Source organism: Sinorhizobium sp. 6-70 (assembly GCF_030124375.1).
Classification (GTDB): Bacteria; Pseudomonadota; Alphaproteobacteria; order Rhizobiales; family Rhizobiaceae; genus Sinorhizobium.
On the sequence record NZ_JASKLS010000006.1, the window covers coordinates 1 to 20,760 of the forward strand.

General features: G+C 61.9%; 18 protein-coding genes. 7 read left to right on the plus strand and 11 right to left on the minus strand.

The genetic code is table 11. The features are described from left to right. Together QN222_RS13360 and QN222_RS13365 are read right to left on the minus strand one after the other, a co-directional pair. The coding region (locus tag QN222_RS13360) for an MFS transporter (RefSeq protein WP_283961446.1) at positions 1 to 833 on the minus strand (833 nt) is incomplete at its 3' end. 123 nt (positions 834 to 956) lie between these two features. Beyond that, positions 957 to 1,400, minus strand: a complete 444-nt coding sequence (locus QN222_RS13365; protein ID WP_283961434.1) for a MarR family transcriptional regulator — start codon at positions 1,398 to 1,400, stop codon at positions 957 to 959. Positions 1,401 to 1,732: 332 nt separating this feature from the next. Between QN222_RS13365 and QN222_RS13370 the strand changes: the two genes are divergently transcribed. After that, positions 1,733 to 3,232, plus strand: coding sequence for a replicative DNA helicase (locus tag QN222_RS13370; protein ID WP_180940607.1), 1,500 nt, complete (start codon positions 1,733 to 1,735; stop codon positions 3,230 to 3,232). 9 nt (positions 3,233 to 3,241) lie between these two features. Here the strand turns inward: QN222_RS13370 and QN222_RS13375 are convergent, their stop codons facing one another. The 3 genes from QN222_RS13375 to QN222_RS13385 form a co-directional block, all read right to left on the minus strand. Then, on the minus strand, positions 3,242 to 3,547 hold the full coding sequence (locus QN222_RS13375) for an AzlD family protein (protein ID WP_283961435.1): 306 nt from the start codon (positions 3,545 to 3,547) through the stop codon (positions 3,242 to 3,244). Then, positions 3,544 to 4,197, minus strand: a complete 654-nt coding sequence (locus tag QN222_RS13380) for an AzlC family ABC transporter permease (protein ID WP_283961447.1) — start codon at positions 4,195 to 4,197, stop codon at positions 3,544 to 3,546. Before QN222_RS13380 ends, QN222_RS13375 begins: the two co-directional genes overlap by 4 nt. 121 nt (positions 4,198 to 4,318) lie before the next feature. Then, entirely contained in the window at positions 4,319 to 5,176 is an 858-nt protein-coding gene (locus QN222_RS13385; protein ID WP_283961448.1) for an AraC family transcriptional regulator, read from the minus strand. A 147-nt stretch (positions 5,177 to 5,323) separates the two neighbouring features. On the opposite strand from QN222_RS13385, the gene alr reads away from it, so the two are divergent. From alr to QN222_RS13410, 5 genes are all read left to right on the plus strand, one after another. After that, positions 5,324 to 6,463 carry an alanine racemase gene (gene alr, locus QN222_RS13390; protein ID WP_283961436.1) on the plus strand — a complete coding sequence of 380 codons (1,140 nt, stop codon included), beginning with the start codon at positions 5,324 to 5,326 and terminating at the stop codon, positions 6,461 to 6,463. 246 nt (positions 6,464 to 6,709) lie between these two features. Next, positions 6,710 to 8,116, plus strand: coding sequence for a DNA repair protein RadA (radA, locus tag QN222_RS13395; protein ID WP_284005468.1), 1,407 nt, complete (start codon positions 6,710 to 6,712; stop codon positions 8,114 to 8,116). 144 nt (positions 8,117 to 8,260) lie between these two features. Then, positions 8,261 to 8,857, plus strand: a complete 597-nt coding sequence (locus QN222_RS13400) for a CvpA family protein (RefSeq protein ID WP_283961438.1) — start codon at positions 8,261 to 8,263, stop codon at positions 8,855 to 8,857. A 147-nt stretch (positions 8,858 to 9,004) separates the two neighbouring features. Continuing rightward, positions 9,005 to 10,495: an amidophosphoribosyltransferase gene (gene purF, locus QN222_RS13405; RefSeq protein WP_283961439.1), complete on the plus strand. Its 1,491-nt coding sequence runs from the start codon at positions 9,005 to 9,007 to the stop codon at positions 10,493 to 10,495. A gap of 11 nt (positions 10,496 to 10,506) precedes the next feature. Further along, on the plus strand, positions 10,507 to 11,247 hold the full coding sequence (locus QN222_RS13410; RefSeq protein WP_283961440.1) for an SDR family NAD(P)-dependent oxidoreductase: 741 nt from the start codon (positions 10,507 to 10,509) through the stop codon (positions 11,245 to 11,247). A 79-nt stretch (positions 11,248 to 11,326) separates the two neighbouring features. Here the strand turns inward: QN222_RS13410 and pssA are convergent, their stop codons facing one another. The 4 genes from pssA to QN222_RS13430 all read right to left on the minus strand — a co-directional run bounded on the left by pssA (position 11,327) and on the right by QN222_RS13430 (position 16,966). Then, complete coding sequence (pssA, locus tag QN222_RS13415) at positions 11,327 to 12,196, minus strand: CDP-diacylglycerol--serine O-phosphatidyltransferase (RefSeq protein ID WP_283961441.1); 870 nt, start codon at positions 12,194 to 12,196, stop codon at positions 11,327 to 11,329. A 9-nt stretch (positions 12,197 to 12,205) separates the two neighbouring features. Continuing rightward, a complete protein-coding gene (locus tag QN222_RS13420; RefSeq protein ID WP_283961442.1) occupies positions 12,206 to 12,904 on the minus strand; it encodes a phosphatidylserine decarboxylase in 699 nt (232 codons plus the stop codon). Positions 12,905 to 13,115: 211 nt separating this feature from the next. Beyond that, positions 13,116 to 15,008 carry an ABC transporter ATP-binding protein/permease gene (locus QN222_RS13425; RefSeq protein ID WP_283961443.1) on the minus strand — a complete coding sequence of 631 codons (1,893 nt, stop codon included), beginning with the start codon at positions 15,006 to 15,008 and terminating at the stop codon, positions 13,116 to 13,118. A 224-nt stretch (positions 15,009 to 15,232) separates the two neighbouring features. Next, a complete protein-coding gene (locus tag QN222_RS13430) occupies positions 15,233 to 16,966 on the minus strand; it encodes a LysM peptidoglycan-binding domain-containing protein (RefSeq protein WP_284005469.1) in 1,734 nt (577 codons plus the stop codon). 252 nt (positions 16,967 to 17,218) lie between these two features. Between QN222_RS13430 and QN222_RS13435 the strand changes: the two genes are divergently transcribed. Then, on the plus strand, positions 17,219 to 17,836 hold the full coding sequence (locus QN222_RS13435; RefSeq protein ID WP_283961749.1) for a TIGR00730 family Rossman fold protein: 618 nt from the start codon (positions 17,219 to 17,221) through the stop codon (positions 17,834 to 17,836). A 134-nt stretch (positions 17,837 to 17,970) separates the two neighbouring features. Here the strand turns inward: QN222_RS13435 and rarD are convergent, their stop codons facing one another. Next, complete coding sequence (gene rarD / locus QN222_RS13440; protein WP_283961748.1) at positions 17,971 to 18,909, minus strand: EamA family transporter RarD; 939 nt, start codon at positions 18,907 to 18,909, stop codon at positions 17,971 to 17,973. Between the two features lie 194 nt (positions 18,910 to 19,103). Next, positions 19,104 to 20,720 carry a citramalate synthase gene (gene cimA / locus QN222_RS13445; protein ID WP_283961747.1) on the minus strand — a complete coding sequence of 539 codons (1,617 nt, stop codon included), beginning with the start codon at positions 20,718 to 20,720 and terminating at the stop codon, positions 19,104 to 19,106. Positions 20,721 to 20,760 lie beyond the last annotated feature (40 nt).

The window sequence follows — 20,760 nt, forward strand, 5'->3', positions numbered from 1 at the left end:
AGACGGAAGATCAGCAGCACGATGGCAAAATGCACGATCTCGCGCGATACGAGCCAGCGCACGTCTATCAACGGCAACTCCCTGTTGAGTTCTATCAGCACAAAAGCGGTCAAGACCACGATCGAAACCGCCAGCAAGACCCCAAGCCAGGGAGCTTCGAGCCACCAGTAAAGCCTTCCCATTGTGAGGACGACAGCGATGCAACCGAATCCGGTGGCCAGCAGCAGATAGCTCACGATATCGGTGCGCTGGATGACCTTGGCATGAGGAACCGGTGTCAGCGGCAAAAGATAGATGATCGGCAGCGCAATCAGGGCCAGCGCCATTTCCAGGGTATAGAGAGCATGCCACTGGCCGTATTCGATGAGTTCCGGCGAGATCAGCCGGGTAATCGGCGCGGCGAGTGTCGTGCATGTGAGCGCCAGCGCTAGCCCGACGGTGAGCTTGCGAGCCGGAGGAAAGGCTTCCAGCATGTAGAGGAAGCCGAGCGTCGACAACGGCGCGGCGGCAATGCCGCTGATAAAGCGGACGACAATCGCCGAATGCAGGTCGGAAACGAAGACGTTCAGCAGCGAGACCAAGACGAAACCGACGATGCCGATCTCCGCAAAGCGGCGCAGCCCGTATTGAGCGCGGATCTTCACGAGGGCGGCCGAAAGGCTGACATTGGGCGCCATGTAGGCGGCGGACAGCCACGCGGCCTCTACCGATGTTGCGGATAGCGAACCTTGCAGTTGCGTGAGATTGGCGAGCGCCAGGTTCATGCCGAGCCCCTGCGTCAGGAACAGGAGTACGGAGCAAGTAATATAGACGGGCGATTTGCCCAGCCCCATCGACGGAGGCGCGGATGGAGACGCAGCCGGCTGAGGCGGTGCCTCGGCCGGTGTGCCTCTCGTCTCCGGTGCGGCGCCATGATTCTCATTTGTAGCGGGATTGGCGAGCGCCTGCATCGATCATCATTCCCTTGCGATCGACTGCACGTTTCTTGCGATCGTCGAGACGACCTTCAGCGCAACGGCGATCTCCTGCGGCTTAAGACCGTCGAGGACGTCTTCTCGTATTTCGCTCGCGAGATTCTGGATATCGCGGGCCACGGAGCGACCGAAATCCGTCATGTGGATCTGCTTGGCGCGACGATCGGAAGGCTCCACCCGGCGCTCGATGAAGCCTTGTTTTTCCATGCCGTCCAGCAGACGCACGATGGTCGGCGTCTCGATCTCGAGTTCCTCCGCCAATTCGCGCTGGTTGATCCCGTCCTTCTTCGCGAGCATGAACAGCGCACGCGCACGCGGCAGCGTCAGTCCCCGCTCCTTCACCCGCGCGTCAAAGACCGCCCGCAGCTTGCGATTGACCATCGCCAGCGCGTCAAACAATTCGCGGTTTGCGTCTGGATCGGGCATTGGTCCCTGCTCCATATTACTAGTATGCTAATTATTTTATCCCTACTTAATCTAACTGCGGACGGGTTTCAAGCCGGCAATTAATGGTGGCGAGCGACGAGAGGGTGCGAATCAGGTACCTTCGCCTTCGCTCGCGGCGTCAAACAAAAAATGGCAGGGATGGGGGCGCTTTTTGACGCTTCGCTCCCGCCCCTGTGGATCAGTCGAACAACGGGCAAAGGCGATCGGCGCATTCGGATGCCGCGGCAGTGTTGCATGCCTACACTAGACTTGCCGCGTGACAGACAGCAAACCCGGTAACTCACGGGATCACAGGCGGAAACGGAAAGACCATGAACGACGCAGCGCGCAAGCTCGCCCCCTTGGCCAAGGAACAGGCGGACCAGCACTATCGCGAAGCGCCGAACAATCTTGAAGCCGAGCAGGCGCTGCTCGGCGCAATCCTGGTCAATAATGATGCGTTCTACCGGGTGTCCGATTTCCTGAAGCCGGTACATCTGTTCGAGCCATTGCACCGCCGCATCTTCGAGGTCGCCGGCGAGATCATCCGCATGGGCAAGACCGCCAACCCGGTCACGATCAAGACCTTCCTCAAGGCGGATGAAAAAGTCGGCGACCTGACCGTTGCGCAGTATCTCGCACGCCTCGCCGCCGAGGCGGTCTCGATCATCAACGCGGAAGATTACGGCCGCGCCATCTATGACCTGGCGTTGCGCCGCTCGCTGATCACGATCGGCGAGGACATGGTCAACATCGCCTACGACGCGCCGCTTGACATGCCGCCGCAGGGCCAGATCGAGGATGCGGAACGGCGCCTTTTCGAACTTGCCGAAACCGGACGCTACGACGGCGGCTTCCAGTCGTTCAACGACGCCGTGGCGCTGGCGATCGACATGGCCGGGGCGGCGTTCGAGCGAGACGGCAGTCTCTCCGGCATCTCCACCGGCATTCACTCGCTCGATGCCCGCATGGGCGGTCTGCAGCGTTCGGACTTGATCGTTCTGGCTGGGCGTCCCGGCATGGGCAAGACGTCGCTTGCCACCAACATCGCCTATAACATTGCCGCAGCTTACGAAGGCGAGGTGCAGCCCGACGGATCGATGAAGGCGAAGAACGGCGGCGTCGTCGGTTTCTACTCGCTCGAAATGTCGTCCGAACAGCTCGCTACCCGTATCATCTCCGAGCAAACGGAAGTCTCCTCCTCGAAGATCCGGCGCGGCGACATTTCCGAAGCCGACTTCGAAAAGCTCGTCGCCTGCTCGCAGATGATGCAGAAAGTACCCCTCTACATTGACCAAACGGGTGGTATCTCCATCGCCCAGCTCTCCGCCCGAGCACGGCGTCTAAAGCGGCAGCGGGGCCTCGACTGCCTGGTGGTGGACTATATCCAGCTCATGACCGGTTCGGGCAAATCGAGCGACAACCGCGTGCAGGAAATCACGCAGATCACCACCGGGCTGAAGGCACTCGGCAAGGAGTTGAACGTGCCGATCATCGCGCTCTCACAGCTCTCGCGCCAGGTGGAAAGCCGTGAAGACAAGCGACCGCAACTCTCCGACCTTCGTGAATCGGGTTCAATTGAGCAGGACGCCGACGTGGTGCTTTTCGTGTTCCGCGAGGAATACTATGTGAAAAACCTGGAGCCGCGTGACGAGTTCGACCCGAAATACGAAGAGTGGAAGATGAAGATGGAACAGGTGAAGGGCACGGCTGACGTGATCATCGCCAAGCAGCGTCACGGACCAACTGGTACGGTAAAACTGGCATTCCAGTCGGAATATACCCGCTTCACCGACCTTGCAGACCCCTCGTTCACGCAATACGAACACTGAAAACGGGGCTCACGCCCCGATCAGTGCTCTCGCGATGGCCACGACAATAACACCGGTTGCCACCGCCGCCAGAAGCGGCAGCCTCGTCGCTGCGAGCGCGGTTGCGAGCACCGCAAGCGTTTCCGCCGGTCCAGTGACGAGTGCCGTCGGGGAGATGACGGCCATCAGGACCGCGGGCGGTATGGCCTCAAGCGCCCGCTTCTGTTGCGGTCCGATCGTCACGAAGCGGATGAGCAGCAAGCCACTGATGCGTGTCAGCACCGTCGCCGCGGCCATCGCCACGATCGCGAGGAAAACATTCGGATCGACTGTCATGCACAAGCCTCCCGGCGCTGATCGATGACAAGCGTCGCAATGACGCCGGCGGCAGCACCCGCGGCGATATACCAGACGCCGGGCAGCAACTGGTGGGTCAGCACCGCCGCCGCGGCACTTGCCGCAAGCACGGCGCCGGTCTCGCGCCCTTTCCAAAATCCCATCAGCAGAACGACAAAGACCGCGGGAAAGGCAAAGTCGAGACCGATTACCTTCGGGTCGCCGAGGAAAGCGCCGGCGAGCGAGCCGGCAAGGCTTGTCAAAACCCAGACGAAGTAGAAAGGCACCGCAAGACCGGCATACCAGGCGGCGGACAGGCGCGCCTGTGTCGCCCGGGTCTCGGCCATTGCCCAGATTTCATCTGCAAGCAGCAGCATCGCGGCGTATTTCGCCGGACCGGAGAAGGCGGGCATCTTGGTGCCGATCGAGGCGCTCATCAGCACGTGCCGGATGTTGACGAGCAGCGCCGAAAAGCCGAGCGCTCCCCAGGACGCCGGATGGCTCCAGATGTCCATCGCGACGAACTGCGAGCCACCGGCAAAGACGAAGGCACTCATCAGCGTCACTTCGAGGCTGGACAGGCCCTTGCTTGCCGCAACCGCACCAAAGACAAGGCCGATCGGCATAACAGCGACTATAAGCGGCGCCATCGTCCTGAGCCCGCCGGAAAATTCTCGAATAACATCGTTCTTGTTCACGCCCGTCACTCCGCATTTCAATCGCACCAATGCAATAGATGCGGAGAAGGTGGCGCGTCTTGAACGAAATTGATCAGCCGGCCCGGAAGGCGCCAGGGGTGACGCCGGTTCTTGCCTTGAAATGCCGGCTGAAGTGCGCCTGATCGGCAAAGCCGCAATGATAGGCAGTATCGACCGCAGACCGGCCCTGCCGCAGTAACGCCTTTGCCTCGCGCACCCGCTTGTCGGTCAAAAAGGCGTGCGGCGTGATATGGAATTCCCTACGGAATGCGCGGATCAGGTGCGCACGGCTGAGCCCCGCCACCTGGGCAAGCTCGTCGAGCCCAAGGTCGCGGGAATAATTGGCGATCAGATAGTCTCTGGCGCGATGTACGGCCGAAGGCTCACGCGTCTCCACGGGAAGAATGATGGCGCTGCCGTGACGCTGGAACAGCTTGGCCAGGAAGCTGAACATTCCCTCATCCGCCTCCAGGGCGCCCGCCTTTCCCTCGAGAGCCCCGTGGGCTCGATGAAAGGCAACGGCAAGCTCGGGATCACGAAGCAGCAGTCGTGAGAAGCAGGGTGTTCCTCTGAAGGCGCGACCGGTGACGTCCTCGAGGACGTCGACGAGCAGATCCACGGACGGATAAATCATCCGGTAGCGGTAGCCGTCGAGTCCCGGATGCCCGTCGTGAATCTCGTCGGGATTGATGAGATAGAGATCACCCGGCCCCGTCTGCGATCGTTCGCCCTTGATCGTGCTGATCTGCGAACCCGCCTCGATGGCACCGATGCTGAACGTGTCGTGGGCATGGGGCGCAAACTCGTGGGTGATGAAGGTGGCGCTCAGGCATTCCATGCCCTTGAACCGCGCATCACGCCAGAAGCGTGTCTGCTCGGCGCCCTTGAGTGGCATTGCCTCGATGGCCTTTTCCTGCGAAATCGTCTGCATCGCGCCAAGATTACCGGCATCGTCATTGCGCGTCTTGCACAAAAGTGCTCGTTATGTTCACCGACCGCCGGTGAGCGACGGCGGACCGTTTGCGGCCTTCGCCGCCAGGATGTATTGCTGCAATATCGTCCACTCAGAGCTTCCGGTATGCACGAACCAGAATTCCTCTCCGCCTCCAACAGGCTCACCATCGACCTCGCGGCGCTGGCCGACAATTGGCGCGCCATGAACGAACGCTCCGGCAGGGCACGCGCGGCCGCCGTTCTCAAGGCGGATGCCTATGGGCTCGGCATCGCCCAGGCGGCCCCTGCCCTTTACGCAGCCGGTGCACGCGACTTCTTCGTCGCCAACGCGGAAGAAGGCGCGGAACTCCGCCCGTTGGTTCCGGATGGGCGCATCTACATTCTGGCCGGCATGTGGCCGGGCAATGAGGAACTTTTCTTCGACAACGATCTCGTGCCGATCATCAACTCAGAGGAGCAACTCGCCGTTTTCATGGCGGCGCTTTCAGAACGCGGCGACCATCCTTGCGTGCTTCACGTCGACACCGGCATGAACCGGCTCGGACTGTCGGTTGAGGAAGCCGTCGCGCTCGCCAACGACCCCGCGCGTCCGGCAAGCTTCTCGCCTGTGCTGGTCATGAGTCATCTCGCCTGCGGCGACGAGCCGAAGCACCCGATGAACGTCTATCAGCTCGAGCGCTTCCGCGCGGCGGCCGCCGCCTTCGAGGGCGTCCCGGCGAGCCTTGCGAATTCCGGCGGCGTCTTCCTCGGCAAGGACTACCATTTCGACCTCACACGTCCCGGAATCGCGGTTTATGGCGGCGAGGCGGTGAACGGTGCAGTCAATCCGATGAAGCCAGTGGTGACCGCTGAAGCACGCATCATTCAGGTCCGCACGGTCCCCTCCGGCGCCACGGCGAGCTACGGCGCTTCGGCACGCTTCAGCCGCGACACCCGCATCGCGACCGTCGCGATCGGCTACGCCGACGGATATCACCGTTCGGTTTCCGGCGGCGGGGTGACGCTCCGACAGGCGATGCCCTCGGGCGCTTATGGTTTCCTGCATGGCCGGAAGGTGCCGCATGTCGGCCGGGTCACCATGGACCTCAGCCTGTTCGACGTCACCGACCTGCCGGAAAAGGCCGTCCGCGCCGGCGATTATATCGAGCTCTTCGGCCGCAATGTCGCGATAGACGACGTCGCGCGCGCCGGTGGAACGATCGGTTACGAGTTGCTGACGAGCCTCGGGCATCGCTACTATCGCAGCTATATCGCAGGCGCTTGAACCTACAGCGCCGCGCGTCTTATCAGGCGCGCTAAGGACGCTGTAGCACTTTGAATTGCTGCATGTTTTTGTCCTTAAATCGGCTACGATTTAGGGACACATGCAGTAGGCCTCGCTAGTTCAGCGGACGCTGCCGAAAAACACCCTTTCGGGCCGCATTTCGCGGCATTATGTGAACAGCGGCGGTGATTCTCGGAATCACGGCCGTATTCACGAAGCCTCCCGCATATCCGAAAGCTAGTCTCGATGGCGAAAGCCCGCACCCAGTTCATCTGCCAAAATTGCGGCACCGTGCATTCCCGCTGGGCGGGCAAATGCGATGGCTGCGGCGAATGGAACACAATCATCGAGGAGGATCCGACCGCGGGCATCGGCGGTGGTCCGACGCGCGCGCCGAAGAAGGGACGGCCGGTCGCACTCACCACGCTTTCCGGCGAGATCGAGGACGCCCCGCGTATCCAGACGGGGATATCCGAACTCGACCGCGTCACCGGCGGCGGCTTCGTGCGCGGCTCGGCTTTGCTCGTCGGTGGCGATCCCGGCATCGGCAAGTCGACCGTGCTGATGCAGGCGGCGGCGGCGCTTTCCCGCCGCAAGCATCGCGTCATCTACGTCTCGGGCGAGGAGGCCGTCGCCCAGGTACGTTTGCGCGCCCAGCGGCTCGGGGCCGCCGACAGCGACGTCCTTCTTGCCGCCGAAACCAATGTCGAAGACATCCTGGCGACGCTTGCAGACGGCAAGCGCCCCGACCTCGTCATTATCGATTCGATCCAGACGCTGTGGAGCGACATCGTCGATTCTGCCCCCGGGACCGTGACCCAGGTACGAACCGGCGTCCAGGCGATGATCCGCTTCGCCAAGCAGACCGGCACGGCCGTCGTGCTCGTCGGCCATGTGACGAAGGAGGGCCAGATCGCTGGCCCGCGTGTCGTCGAGCACATGGTCGATGCCGTCCTCTATTTCGAGGGCGATCGCGGGCATCACTACCGCATCCTCAGGACCGTCAAGAACCGCTTCGGTCCGACCGACGAGATCGGCGTATTCGAGATGTCGGACAGGGGCCTGCGCGAAGTCGCCAATCCATCGGAGCTATTTCTCGGGGAACGCAACGAGAAGTCACCGGGAGCCGCCGTCTTCGCCGGCATGGAGGGAACCCGGCCGGTGCTGGTGGAAGTGCAGGCGCTCGTCGCGCCGACCTCGCTCGGAACACCGCGCCGTGCAGTCGTCGGCTGGGATTCCGCGCGGCTTTCGATGATCCTTGCCGTGCTTGAAGCCCATTGCGGCGTTCGCCTCGGCCAGCACGACGTTTATCTCAATATTGCCGGTGGTTATCGCATATCCGAGCCCGCCGCCGACCTTGCGGTCGCTTCCGCGCTGGTTTCATCGCTTGCCGGGCTTGCCCTTCCGGCCGATTGCGTCTATTTCGGCGAAGTCAGCTTGTCGGGGGCTATCCGGCCGGTTGCGCATACCGCCCAACGTCTCAAGGAAGCCGAGAAGCTCGGTTTCTCCCAGGCCGTATTACCGTCTGCGTCGACCGAGCTGCCGAAGAACGGCAACGGCCGATGGAGCGAAATGGAAAGCCTGCCGGATCTCGTGGCGCGTATCGCCGGATCGCGAAGCGCCCTGCGGCAGACGGAAGGCGAAGACGAATGACCTCGGCCGGGATCGGCAAAAGCATCCGCAGACGTGCGCCTTGACAATTGGTCGTGGAAAGACGTTCTGAATGCGTGCAGACAGAACCGACGGCGGATAAGCTTGGTGTGGCCCGGATCAAGACGGGGTCGGAGTAAGGACAACATGCCCATTACAATTCTCGATGCTATCGTTCTCGGCGTCGCGCTGTTTTCGGCCATCCTCGCCATGGTCCGCGGGTTCTCGCGCGAGGTCCTGTCGGTCGCGAGCTGGGTCGGCGCGGCGGCGGCCGCCTATTTCCTCTATCGCTACCTGGTGCCCTACGCCTCGCAATACACCAGCAGCGACACGGTCGCGATGATCGGCTCGGCCGCCGTGGTCTTCCTGGTGGCGTTGATCGTCATTTCCATCATCACGATGCGGATCGCCGATTTCATCATCGACAGCCGCATCGGCGCGCTCGACCGGACCCTTGGCTTCCTGTTCGGCGCCGCCCGCGGCATCCTGCTTGTCGTCGTCGCCATGCTGTTCTTCAACTGGCTGGTCGCGCCGCAACAGCAGCCGATCTGGGTTACCCAGGCGAAATCGAAACCGCTGCTCGACAATCTCGGCAACAAGCTGATTGCACTTTTGCCGGAAGAGGCCGACGCCACCATCCTCGACCGCCTGCGCGGCAAGGACAACACCGGCGAAGGCGAACCTGAAACCCCTCCCGGTGGGAACGAACAGGCCCCCGTGCAGGACGCGCCGACGAACGGCTGAGACAGAACATCACTTTGCGACAAGGCCCGCTGCGCGGGCTTTGTCCATTTGGAATAACGCTTGCTGCTGTTTTCGGCTAAGATCGCTTGAAGACGGGCAGCCTGATCACGATATGCGCACCGGCATGGAGCAAAAGGCGAACTTGTGATGACCGATCTCAGATCCAGTGAAATCCACGACGAACTCGATGGCGACACCCTGCACGAGGAATGCGGAGTCTTCGGCATTCTGGGACATCCGGATGCAGCCACCCTGACGGCACTTGGATTGCACGCGCTCCAGCATCGCGGCCAGGAAGCGGCCGGTATCGTCACCTTCGACGGCAAGCAGTTCTATACCGAAAAGCGCATGGGTCTCGTCGGAGACCACTATACCGACCCCGCAACGCTGGCCAAGCTGCCGGGCTATATCTCGATCGGGCATACGCGCTACTCGACGACCGGCGAAGTAGCGCTGCGCAACGTCCAGCCACTCTTTGCCGAGCTCGAAGTCGGCGGCATCGCCATCGCCCATAACGGCAACTTCACCAACGGACTGACGCTGCGCCGCCAGTTGATTGCCGACGGCGCGATATGTCAGTCGACCTCAGACACCGAAGTCGTCCTTCATCTCATCGCCCGCTCCAAGCAGACCTCCTCCTCCGACCGCTTCATCGACGCCATCCGCCAGATGGAAGGCGGCTATTCGATGCTGGCGATGACGCGCACCAAGCTGATTGCCGCACGCGACCCGATCGGTATCCGCCCCCTCGTCATGGGCGAGCTCGACGGCAAGCCGATCTTCTGCTCGGAAACCTGCGCGCTCGACATCATTGGCGCCAAGTACATCCGCGATGTCGAGAACGGCGAAGTGGTCATTTGCGAAATCCAGCCCGACGGCTCGATCTCGATCGACGCGCGCAAGCCGGAAGCACCGCAGCCGGAACGGCTCTGCCTCTTCGAATATGTCTATTTCGCTCGCCCGGATTCGGTCGTCGGCGGTCGCAGCGTCTATGTGGCCCGCAAGAATATGGGCGTCAATCTAGCCAAGGAATCGCCCGTCGAGGCGGATGTGGTCGTTCCTGTCCCCGACGGCGGCACTCCGGCCGCGCTCGGCTATGCACAGCAGAGCGGCATTCCCTTCGAATACGGCATCATCCGCAACCACTATGTCGGACGGACCTTCATCGAGCCGACGCAGCAGATCCGTGCGTTCGGCGTCAAGCTGAAGCATTCGGCCAACCGCGCGATGATCAAGGACAAGCGCGTGGTACTCGTCGACGATTCCATCGTTCGCGGGACGACGTCGGTCAAGATCGTGCAGATGATCCGCGATGCCGGTGCACGCGAAGTGCATATCCGCGTGGCAAGCCCGATGATCTTCCATCCGGACTTCTACGGGATCGATACGCCGGACCGCGACAAGCTGCTCGCCAACCAGCATCCAGATCTCGAGTCCATGTGCCGCTTCATCGGTGCCGACTCGCTCCAGTTCCTGTCGATCGACGGCCTCTACCAGGCTGTCGGGGGTACATCGCGCGACCCGCAAGCTCCGCAATTCACTGATCACTATTTCACCGGTGACTACCCGACGCGCTTGCTCGACCAGGAAGGCGCAAGCAACGTCCGCAAACTCTCGGTTCTCGCCAGCAACGGATAAAAGACAATCAAATGACGCCCAATCTGAAAGACCGGGTCGCCGTCGTCACCGGCGCATCGCGCGGTATCGGCTATTTCACTGCCCTCGAACTTGCCAAGGCTGGCGCGCATGTCATCGCCTGCGCGCGCACGGTCGGCGGTCTCGAAGAGCTGGACGATGCCATCAAGGCGGTCGGCGGATCCGCCACGCTCGTCCCCTTCGACCTCGCGGACATGGCTGCGATCGACAAGCTCGGAGGAGCAATCCACGAGCGTTGGGGCAAGCTCGATATTCTCGTTGCCAATGCCGGCGTGCTCGGCACGATTTCGCCGATCGGCCATGTCGAGGCGAAGGTTTTCGAGAAGGTGATGACCATCAACGTCACCGCGACCTGGCGGCTGATCCGATCCGTCGAGCCGCTGCTCGTCAAATCCGACGCGGGCCGCGCGCTTATCCTCTCATCGGGCGCTGCGCACAAGTGCAAACCCTTCTGGGGCCCCTACTCCGCGTCCAAGGCGGCTGTCGAGGCACTGGCACGCACCTGGGCGAACGAAACCCAGCGGCTGCCGCTCCGCATCCTCAGCGTCGATCCGGGGCCGACCCGCACAGCAATGCGGGCCCAGGCGATGCCCGGCGAAGATCCGGCGACCGTGCCGCATCCATCCGTGGTCGCAGCGGCGCTGATGCCACTCCTCGGGTCTGAGCAGACCGAGACCGGCAAGCTGTTCGTTGTTCGCGAAAACAAGATCGTCGACTATCGGATGCCCGAATAATTCGGCAACCGAACTCAAAAAAGAAAGCCACCGCGGTTAACCCGTGGTGGCTTTTTTATTTCGTCACGAGACTTGCCCGTTAATCGTTGTCGCCGGGCAGCCCATCGCCTCCTTGCGCCGGGTGTGCCGGCCAGTCGCCATATTTGCGCTGCCAGGAACGGGCGCCGAACGGCAGGCTGATCAGATAGGCGAGCGCCGTCACCACCATCGTTTCCCATGTATAGGTCATCAACGTCGCGACATAGAAGACCACGACGAGAATGGCCGGCAGAACGAGATCGCGACGCACGCGGTTCTCCGACTTGCCGGACCAGACCGGCAGGCGGCTGACCAGAAGGAAGGCAATCAGCACCGTATAAGCCGAAGCAATGAGCGCAAACCACCGCTCCGGTGCAAGGCCGAGCAGACCGAGATAGACCGGCAGCAGCACCAGCATGGCGCCGGCAGGTGCCGGAACGCCGACGAAATATTCCGACTGCCAGGATGCCTTGACCTGGCGCTCGGCCATGACGTTGAAACGCGCCAGCCGCAATCCGGTGGCAATCGCGTAGATCAGTGCTGCGATCCAGCCGATCGACCGCGCCTGGTCAAGCACGAAAACATAAAGAACCAGTGCGGGAGCGACGCCGAAATTGATGATGTCAGCGAGTGAATCCATCTGGCCGCCGAAGCTCGACGTCGCCTTGAGCAGGCGGGCGACCCGTCCGTCGATACCGTCGAGGAACGCCGCGAAAAGCACCATGGCGACGGCGAGCTCGACGCGGTTCTCGAAGGCGAGCCGGATGCCGGACAGGCCGGCGCAGATCGCCAGCACGGTGATCATGTTGGGGATCATCAAGCGCAGCGGAATTTCGCGCAGGCGAGGCCCCCTCGCCTTGTCGTTCGATCCGTCCACCGCCGCGGACGGTTGCACAGCTTCCGTCGGCTTTTCCTGTTGGGGCTCTTCCATGACGGCTCCTTATGCGCGGCGGCTGATCACCGGCCCCTTCGCGGAGCCGAATTCAGCAAGCACCGTTTCGCCGGCGACGGCGGTCTGGCCGACGCTGACGCGCGGCTCGGCACCTTCCGGCAGAAACACATCAAGCCGGGAGCCGAACCGGATGAGGCCGAAGCGTTCGCCCGCTTCGAGCGACGCGTTTTGCGCGGTCCAGCAGAGGATACGCCGCGCGACCAGGCCGGCAATCTGGACCACGCCGATTTCGCCGTGCTTCGTCTCGATGACCAGGCCATTGCGTTCGTTCTCGTGGCTGGCCTTGTCGAGCTCGGCATTTACGAACCGACCGGCCCGATAGGCGATGCGGCGCACGGTCCCGCTCATCGGCGCGCGGTTCACATGGCAATTGAAGACATTCATGAAAACCGAGATGCGCAGCATGGGCGTCGACCCCAGGCCCAATTCGTCCGGCGGGGTCACCACCGCAATCGAGGAGACGCGGCCGTCGGCCGGGCTGATCACGAGGTCGTCGTCGATCGGCGTCATGCGCTCCGGGTCGCGGAAAAAGTAGGCGCACCAGGCGGTCAACAGGAAGCCGATCCACATCAGCGGTTCCCACAGTAAGCCAAGCACCAGCGACACAACGAAGAAAATCGCGATGAATCGATAGCCTTCCTTGTGCACCGGAACGAGCGTGTTTCGCACCGTGTTAACCAAGCTCATGAACTCTACTCCAGATTTGACGTGGAAGGTGACTACAGCACCGCGCGTCTTTTCAGACGCGTAAAGGTCGCTGTAGCACTTTGAATTGCTGCACGTTTTATCCTTAAATCGGCCCCGGTTTAAGGAAACATGCAGTAGCGCGAAATCCAGACTCCGGCAACGTCGAAGCGGCAACAATCGGTGCCAAGCGCCAAGCATTCGCCGGTCATGGTCAGGCGGCTGGCTGGCCGCGGTCGACGATGCCCAGATCGTCGCTCTCGCGCACCCGCTTCAACTGCTCTTCCGCCTGTGTTGCCTCGCGCTGGCGGCTCCACATGGAAGCGTAAAGGCCATCGCGATCGATCAGTTCCCCGTGCGTACCGCGCTCGGCGATTACGCCGTCCTTGAGGACGATAATCTCGTCCGCGTGGATGACCGTCGACAGGCGGTGGGCGATGACGAGCGTCGTGCGGTTGCGAGACACGACATCTAGTGCCGCCTGAATTTCCTGTTCCGTCCTGGTGTCGAGCGCGGATGTCGCCTCATCGAGGATCAGGATCGGTGGCGCCTTCAGGATCGTGCGCGCGATCGCCACACGCTGCTTCTCGCCTCCCGAAAGTTTCAGCCCGCGTTCGCCGACCATGGCCCGAAAACCTTCCGGAAGGCCGCGGATGAAACCGGCGATCTGTGCCGCCTCGGCAGCTGCCTCGACTTCGGAGTCGGATGCCTCGATACGACCGTAGCGGATGTTGTAGGCGATCGTATCATTGAAGAGCACCGTATCCTGCGGAACCATGCCGATGACCGCGCGGAGGCTTTTCTGCGTCACGTCGCGAACATCCTGTCCGTCGACAGTGATCGATCCTCCCTGGACATCGTAGAACCGGTAAAGCAGCCGCGACAATGTCGACTTGCCCGCTCCGGACGGTCCCACCACAGCCACCGTCTTGCCGGCGGGAACGTCAAAGGAAATCCCTTTGAGGATCGGGCGGGCGGCATCGTAGGCGAAATGCACGTCCCTGAAGGAGATCGCGCCCTTATCGATTACCAGCTCTCTCGCGTCGGACTGATCAACCACCTCCGCCTGAACATCGAGCAGATCGAACATGTGCTCGATGTCGGTCAGGCCCTGGCGGATTTCGCGGTAGACAAAGCCGATGAAATTCAGCGGGATGGCAAGCTGGATCAGCATGGCGTTGACGAAGACGAAATCACCGATCGTCTGGTCGCCGCGCTGCACGGCGAGCGCCGAGATCGTCATCATCACCGCGGTGCCCGCGCCGAAGATCAGCGCCTGGCCGAAGTTCAGCCAGCCGAGCGAGGTCCAGACTTGAGTCGCGGCGCGCTCATAGCGCTCCATCGACTTGTCGAAGCGCTTCGCCTCCATCTCTTCGTTGCCGAAATATTTGACCGTCTCGAAGTTAAGGAGCGAGTCGATCGCCTTGGTGTTCGCATCGGTGTCGCTGTCATTCATCGAGCGGCGGATGGCGATGCGCCAGTCGCTGGCGCGCACCGTGAACCAGATGTAAAGCCAAACCGTCACGGCGGTCACGAAGAGGTAGCTGAAGCCGTAGCCCCACCAGAAGATTACCGCCGTCAACAGAAACTCGATGAGCGTCGGCACACTGTTCAGGATGGTAAACCGGACGATGGTCTCGATGCCCTTGGTTCCGCGCTCGATAATGCGCGAGAGCCCGCCCGTGCGCCGCTCGAGATGAAAGCGGAGCGAAAGCTGATGCATGTGGACGAACGTCCTGTAGGCAAGCTGCCGAACGGCATGCTGGCCTACGCTCGCAAAGAGCGCGTCACGCAGCTGGTTCAGGCCCGCCTGCAGCAGACGTGCCAGGTTGTAAGCGAGCACCAGCATGACCGCGCCGGTCAGGAATTGCGGCAGCGAGGCCAGCGCGTCCGACCCGCTGTTGAGGGCGTCGGTGGCCCACTTGAAGAAATAGGGGACGAGAATAAGGACGACCTTCGCGACCACGAGGATCACCGTCGCCCAGACGACCCGCATTTTCAGATCCGCGCGATCTGCCGGCCACATATAGGGCCAGAGGTTTGCGATCGTCTCCAACGGATTGCTCGTGTTGGCGGAAACCGTCTTTTTCTGGTTTGGGGATGCCACGTCTCAGTCCGCTTCCAGTTCTGCTGCATTTATCCTTAAATCGGACCCGATTTAAGGATAAAACGTGCAGCAATCCAAAGTGCTACAGCGTCCTTTGTGCGTCGGATAAGACGCAGGGAGCTGTGGATCGTCAATGAAAAGCGGCGCCCTTTGGAGACGCCGCGTTTTCTGACAGATAGGTCCGCATGCTTCCTGCCGCAATGGAATTGCCGGCAAAAGGCGGACTATTCTTCGTGCTTCACGTGCTTGCGATGCATTTCCCGTGATTCGTCGTCGGACATCGCCTCGTCCGGCACTCCGAAAACCTGGCCCGGACGGATCAGGTCGGGATTTTCGATCTGCTGCCGGTTGGCAAGGTAAATCGTCGTGTAGCGAACCCCTGCCCCGTAGACCCGACGCGAAATCTGCCAGAGCGTGTCGCCGCGGCGGATGATGACCGAAGTCTTGCTCTGCTTGAGCGGAGCCTGCTCGATCGTCGCGGGCTGCCCGGGTGTCCCGACCGGTGCCGCTGCCGCTGCCTGCTCGGAAGCGGGCGCTGCGGCAGCGCTGCCAGTGCCTTCGACCACCGGCGCCGCCTTAGGGGCGTCCACGGCCGTCGCGGATCCAGGCTCAACAACAGCCTCGGCGACAGCACTCGGTCTTGTCAGCGCAGAGCCGACCGTTGCCTCGACCTTTGCGAGCGCTGCGGCGACGCTTGCCGAGTCCTGCTGTGACGATTTGAGCACCGCCAGAGCATCGGCCGCGGCTCTTGATGCTGCGGCCGCGGCGGTCGCCAGCGCCTGGTCTGCATTGTCCGCCGGCTTGAAGTCGGCGAGCGACTGCAGCGCGATTTCCGTAGCCGAACGGGCTGCAGCAAGCTGTTCGGCGGAGGGCCGCTTGCCATCGGTGAAAAGTCCCTTCAGCAAGGCGATTGCCTTGCTCGCCTCGCCCCGCAAGCGGTCAAGCCCGTTGCTCGCCGCCTCCGACTGCGAGCCAGCGACGGCTGCCACCTGATTGCCTGCCGGTCGGTCGAAGGGCACCGATGCGCGCATCGCCACCTTGCCGCCGTCCCCGTTCAGCATGTCGGCCCGGATGATGTGGCTGCCGACCGCCAGATCGATCGAGCCGTCAACGACGAATTTGCCCTTGTCGTCGGCCTTCATCTCGCCGACGAACTTATCGTCGGCATAGATACGTACCAACGCGCCGGGCTTGGCGTTACCGGCAACGTACATCGTCCCGCCCTCGATCTCGACGGCGGTAACCTGAAGGCCCGGAACGCCAGCGGGTTTGGCCGGCGTATCGAGCGGGCCCGCGGGCTCACCGCCTTGCGGATCTGGCTGAACAGCAACGTCCGCCGGCTTTGCATCGACCTGAGGCGTGGTGATCAGGCGGCTCGCTTCGCCGGGCTTGGACACCATCGCCAGCAACTGCCCCGTCGAGTCCTGCGGCACGGAGATTGTCGCCACTTCTTCGGAAGTTTTCGTTGCGCCGCCTGCACCGACACTGCGCAGGGTCAGCTGGTGGTCCCCGGCGACAAGCGGCTTGTCAAAGACGGCGGCGAAATCGCCGGCTGCGCCGACGTCAGCGGTGCCGATAACGGTATTGCCACTAAGGATTTCGAGTTTGGTACCGGGCTGGGCACGTCCCGCAACGACGGTCGATCCATCGGGCTCGACGCGAAGGATGTCGAAGCCCGGAACCGTCCAGGTCGCAGGATCGGACGCGTTGGGGGCGGCCTTGCTCGCGGCATCTGTCGCCGGCGCCTGATCCGGTTTGGCCGCCTGTTCCGGCGAGGCGGGGGCGGTTTCGACCTTGGCTGCCGACTTCGTCTCGGCCGGCTGGCCGCCACTCGCGGTCGTCTGTGCGGCCTGTTCCTTTTCGTCGTCACGCAGATTTGGCTGGACCACGAAAATCATCAAGGCGGTCGCGGCTGCCAAGACGCTCAGCGCCACCCAACCGGCTTTGTTTTTCATCATGCTACTCTCCACACGGGGCGGAGCAATACAACGCTCCGCGCATGTCCCCTTTTTTCGGCCCCGCGGCGCCGACCTTTTTTGCCATTATAGCGCAATAGCGGCCGACCCGTCCGAATTCTTCAACGTATTACTAAAATTGCTAACGTTTCCTATAGTTTCATACAAGCTCCCACGCGTCATACGGGGCTCATTACCGCTGCTTTTTCCCTCATTTTTCTTGACCGATGCTGCGCTGCAATGTCTTTTGACCCCATGACCAAGCAAAACACCCCGATTCGATCGATCTGCGTCTATTGCGGCTCTCAGCCCGGACGAGATGCGGCCCACATACAGGCAGGTCGCACGCTGGGAAAATCTATCGCCGATCATGGCCTGCGCCTCGTCTATGGCGGCGGCACGCGCGGCATCATGGGTGCGGTGGCAAGCGGCGTGCTTTCGGCGGGCGGCGAGGTTACCGGCATCATTCCGGAATTCCTCATGGATAAGGAAGCAACCCGCCACTCACTGGGACAGCTCAACGAACTCGTTGTCACCGCCGACATGCATGAGCGCAAGCACAAGATGTTCGAGCGTAGCGATGCATTCGTGGCGCTCCCGGGCGGCATCGGCACGCTTGAGGAAATCGTGGAAATCATGACCTGGGCACAGCTCGGTCGCCACCGGAAGCCGATGGTCTTCGGCAACATCAACGGCTTCTGGAACCCGATGCTGGAATTGTTGGAGCATATGCGCGATCAGGGATTCGTGCACACGGCCCATCTCGTGCAGCCATTGGTGATCGACAGGGCAGAGGACATCGTCCCTCAAATTCTCGCCTCGGCAGCCGCCAAGGGCCGCGAGGGCGAGACAGAGATCATTTCCAAGCTCTAAGCGCGTCGCGTTTAAACAGCCTCATGCGACGCGCCTGAGGCCTTTGCTTCATGCACGTCGCTGTCCCAAAACCGCTGCATACCTTTGGGCGACATGTATCGTCGCGGGTAGCGCGTTTGACGCGCGGCGCTCTTCTACTCTGCCGGAGCCGGCTGCGTCGCGCGACGAGCTCTGCTTTCGGCGAGCATCGCGCCCGAATAGACAAAAAGCGCGGCCCAGATCAGCGCGAAGGCGATAAGTTTCGCCGTCCCGAAAGGTTCGTGAAAGACGAAGACGGCGATGACGAAGATCATCGTTGGGGCGATATACTGCATGATGCCAATGGTAGAGAGCCGCAAGAGCTTCGCGCCATTGGCATAGATCATCAGCGGTACGGCCGTGACGATGCCGCAGGAAAGCAGCCACAGGACATCGGCAACCCCGGTATCGCCAAAGTGGCCCTGTCCGGTGGCTTCCAGCCAGATGATGTAGCCGACAGCCGGAATGCTGAGCAGCAGCACCTCGAGGAAGAAACCCTGATTCGGTCCGATCGGCAGCGTTTTGCGGAAGAACGCATAGAAGCCCCAGGAAATGCAAAGTCCGATCGAGACCCATGGCAGGCCGCCGGCATCGAAGGCGAGTACGGCGACGGCGATAGCGGCCAGCGCGATCGCCACCATTTGTGCCGCGTTCGGCCTCTCCTTCAAGAGAACGGCGCCGAGGAAGATCGAAAACAGCGGATTGATATAATAGCCGAGCGCCGTCTCGATGGCGCGGCCGGCACCGATCGCCCAAACATAAATGCCCCAGTTGATCGTGACGAGCACAGCGGTAAGTGCCGCCATTCTCAGCATCCTCGGGGACTTGAGCGCCAGCTTCACCTCATGCGTGCGACCGAGCCACAGCAGCACGAGCCCCGCAAGCGGCACTGACCAGACGATACGATGGGCGACGACTTCCGGCGCCGGAATATGTGCCACCGCCTTCATGAAGAATGGCAGGAATCCCCACAGCAGGTAGGCGGCAAGCGCAAAGGCGAAACCCTTGGCGGAATCGGTGTTCTCGGCGGGGGACTTCGCGTTGGGCTCGGTCATGCTTTGGTTCCTGATACCTCGGACACGGTCAGCTTGGCACAGCGGCCGCTCCGGTCCTTTTCGACGGCATTGTCAGCGGACCAATGCCTCCTCGTCGGGTCGTACCCCAACGAACGGTAATGCACCAATTCATTTCCGTGAACGAAGAGTGAAACTCTCTGATCGAACCGTGCAAAGCCAGCACGCCTCGAACGTCATTCGGCCGCGATCAATCCGATCTGATCGCGATTCTTGAGCAGCTTGTAGACGATACTGTCCATCAGCGCCTGGAAGGACGCGTCGATGATGTTGTCGGAAACGCCAACCGTCCACCAGCGCGCGCCGGTGCGGTCGGTCGATTCGATCAGGACGCGCGTGATCGCCTCAGTGCCGCCGTTGAGGATGCGCACTTTGTAGTCCGCAAGCTCGAGATCGGCAATCTCCGACTGGTACTTGCCGAGGTCCTTGCGCAACGCGAGGTCCAGCGCATTGACCGGACCGTGGCCTTCGGCAACGGACATCATGACTTCCCCGTCGACGATCACCTTGACCACCGCTTCCGAGACGGTCTTCAAGTTGCCGTTCGCGTCGAAACGCCGTTCGACCATCACACGGAAGCTCTCGACGTGGAAGAAATCGGGAACGGTGCCGAGGATGCGGCTTGCGAGCAGCGCAAAACTCGCATCCGCGCCCTCATAGGCATAGCCTGTAGCCTCGCGCTCCTTGACGATGGCGATCAGCTTGTCGAGCCTCGGATCATCCTTGGCGACACTGATGCCGCGCCGCTTGAGCGCGTTGATGAAATTGGCCTTGCCGCCCTGGTCCGAGACCATGACCTTGCGCAGATTGCCGACGCTTTCGGGTGCGACGTGCTCGTAGGTTCTGGGGTCCTTCAACAGGGCTGACGCGTGGATCCCCGCCTTGGTCGCAAAGGCGGATGCGCCGACATAGGGGGCCTGCGGATCCGGCGAGCGGTTCAAAAGCTCGTCGAACGCATGGGCGAGCGTCGTCAATTCCTGCAGTTTTTCCGAATCGACTCCGGTTTCGAAGCGGCTCGAATAGGTTTCCTTCAGCGCCAGCGTCGCGATCAGTGTCACCAGATTGGCATTGCCGCAGCGTTCGCCGATGCCGTTCAGCGTTCCCTGGATCTGGCGGGCACCTGCCTCCACGGCGGCAAGCGAATTCGCCACCGCCTGGCCGGTGTCGTTATGGGCATGGATACCGAGATTGGCGCCGGGCACGCCGCCGGCGATCACGGCGCCAACGATTTCGCGCACCTCCGGCGGCTGCGTGCCGCCATTGGTGTCGCACAGCACAACCCAACGTGCTCCCGCCTCAAGCGCCGTCCTGGCGCAGGCAAGTGCATAGGCCGGGTTTGCCTTGTAGCCGTCAAAGAAGTGCTCGCAATCGACCATGGCCTCGCGCCCGGAGCCCACGACGGCCTCGACCGAGGCGCGGATATTGTCGAGGTTCTCCTCGTTCGAGCAGCCGAGCGCCACCTCGACATGATAGTCCCAGCTCTTGGCAACGAGACAGATCGCATCGCTTTTGGCATCTAGCAATGCGCGCAGCCCCGGGTCGTTGGAGGCGGACACGCCGGCGCGCTTGGTCATGCCAAACGCCACGAATGAAGCCTTCTGCGTGCGCGTCCGCTTGAAGAATTCCGTGTCCGTCGGGTTGGCACCCGGATAGCCGCCTTCGACGTAGTCCATGCCGAATTCGTCGAGCAGGGCCGCAATCGCAATCTTGTCCTCGACGGAAAAATCGATGCCGGGCGTTTGCTGCCCGTCCCGAAGCGTGGTGTCGAAAAGATAGATGCGTTCCCTGGTCATGGCTCAATTCCAACGTGCTCTTGTGTCAAATGCCTGCGAA

What these genes read in the sequence shown, in the direction of transcription:
- QN222_RS13365 (WP_283961434.1), bottom strand. Translation starts at nt 1,400, where the DNA reads ATGCCCGATCCAGACGCAAACCGCGAATTGTTTGACGCGCTGGCGATG.
- QN222_RS13370 (WP_180940607.1), top strand. Translation starts at nt 1,733, where the DNA reads ATGAACGACGCAGCGCGCAAGCTCGCCCCCTTGGCCAAGGAACAGGCG.
- QN222_RS13375 (WP_283961435.1), bottom strand. Translation starts at nt 3,547, where the DNA reads ATGACAGTCGATCCGAATGTTTTCCTCGCGATCGTGGCGATGGCCGCG.
- QN222_RS13380 (WP_283961447.1), bottom strand. Translation starts at nt 4,197, where the DNA reads ATGGCGCCGCTTATAGTCGCTGTTATGCCGATCGGCCTTGTCTTTGGT.
- QN222_RS13385 (WP_283961448.1), bottom strand. Translation starts at nt 5,176, where the DNA reads ATGCAGACGATTTCGCAGGAAAAGGCCATCGAGGCAATGCCACTCAAG.
- alr (WP_283961436.1), top strand. Translation starts at nt 5,324, where the DNA reads ATGCACGAACCAGAATTCCTCTCCGCCTCCAACAGGCTCACCATCGAC.
- radA (WP_284005468.1), top strand. Translation starts at nt 6,710, where the DNA reads ATGGCGAAAGCCCGCACCCAGTTCATCTGCCAAAATTGCGGCACCGTG.
- QN222_RS13400 (WP_283961438.1), top strand. Translation starts at nt 8,261, where the DNA reads ATGCCCATTACAATTCTCGATGCTATCGTTCTCGGCGTCGCGCTGTTT.
- purF (WP_283961439.1), top strand. Translation starts at nt 9,005, where the DNA reads ATGACCGATCTCAGATCCAGTGAAATCCACGACGAACTCGATGGCGAC.
- QN222_RS13410 (WP_283961440.1), top strand. Translation starts at nt 10,507, where the DNA reads ATGACGCCCAATCTGAAAGACCGGGTCGCCGTCGTCACCGGCGCATCG.
- pssA (WP_283961441.1), bottom strand. Translation starts at nt 12,196, where the DNA reads ATGGAAGAGCCCCAACAGGAAAAGCCGACGGAAGCTGTGCAACCGTCC.
- QN222_RS13420 (WP_283961442.1), bottom strand. Translation starts at nt 12,904, where the DNA reads ATGAGCTTGGTTAACACGGTGCGAAACACGCTCGTTCCGGTGCACAAG.
- QN222_RS13430 (WP_284005469.1), bottom strand. Translation starts at nt 16,966, where the DNA reads ATGATGAAAAACAAAGCCGGTTGGGTGGCGCTGAGCGTCTTGGCAGCC.
- QN222_RS13435 (WP_283961749.1), top strand. Translation starts at nt 17,219, where the DNA reads ATGACCAAGCAAAACACCCCGATTCGATCGATCTGCGTCTATTGCGGC.
- rarD (WP_283961748.1), bottom strand. Translation starts at nt 18,909, where the DNA reads ATGACCGAGCCCAACGCGAAGTCCCCCGCCGAGAACACCGATTCCGCC.
- cimA (WP_283961747.1), bottom strand. Translation starts at nt 20,720, where the DNA reads ATGACCAGGGAACGCATCTATCTTTTCGACACCACGCTTCGGGACGGG.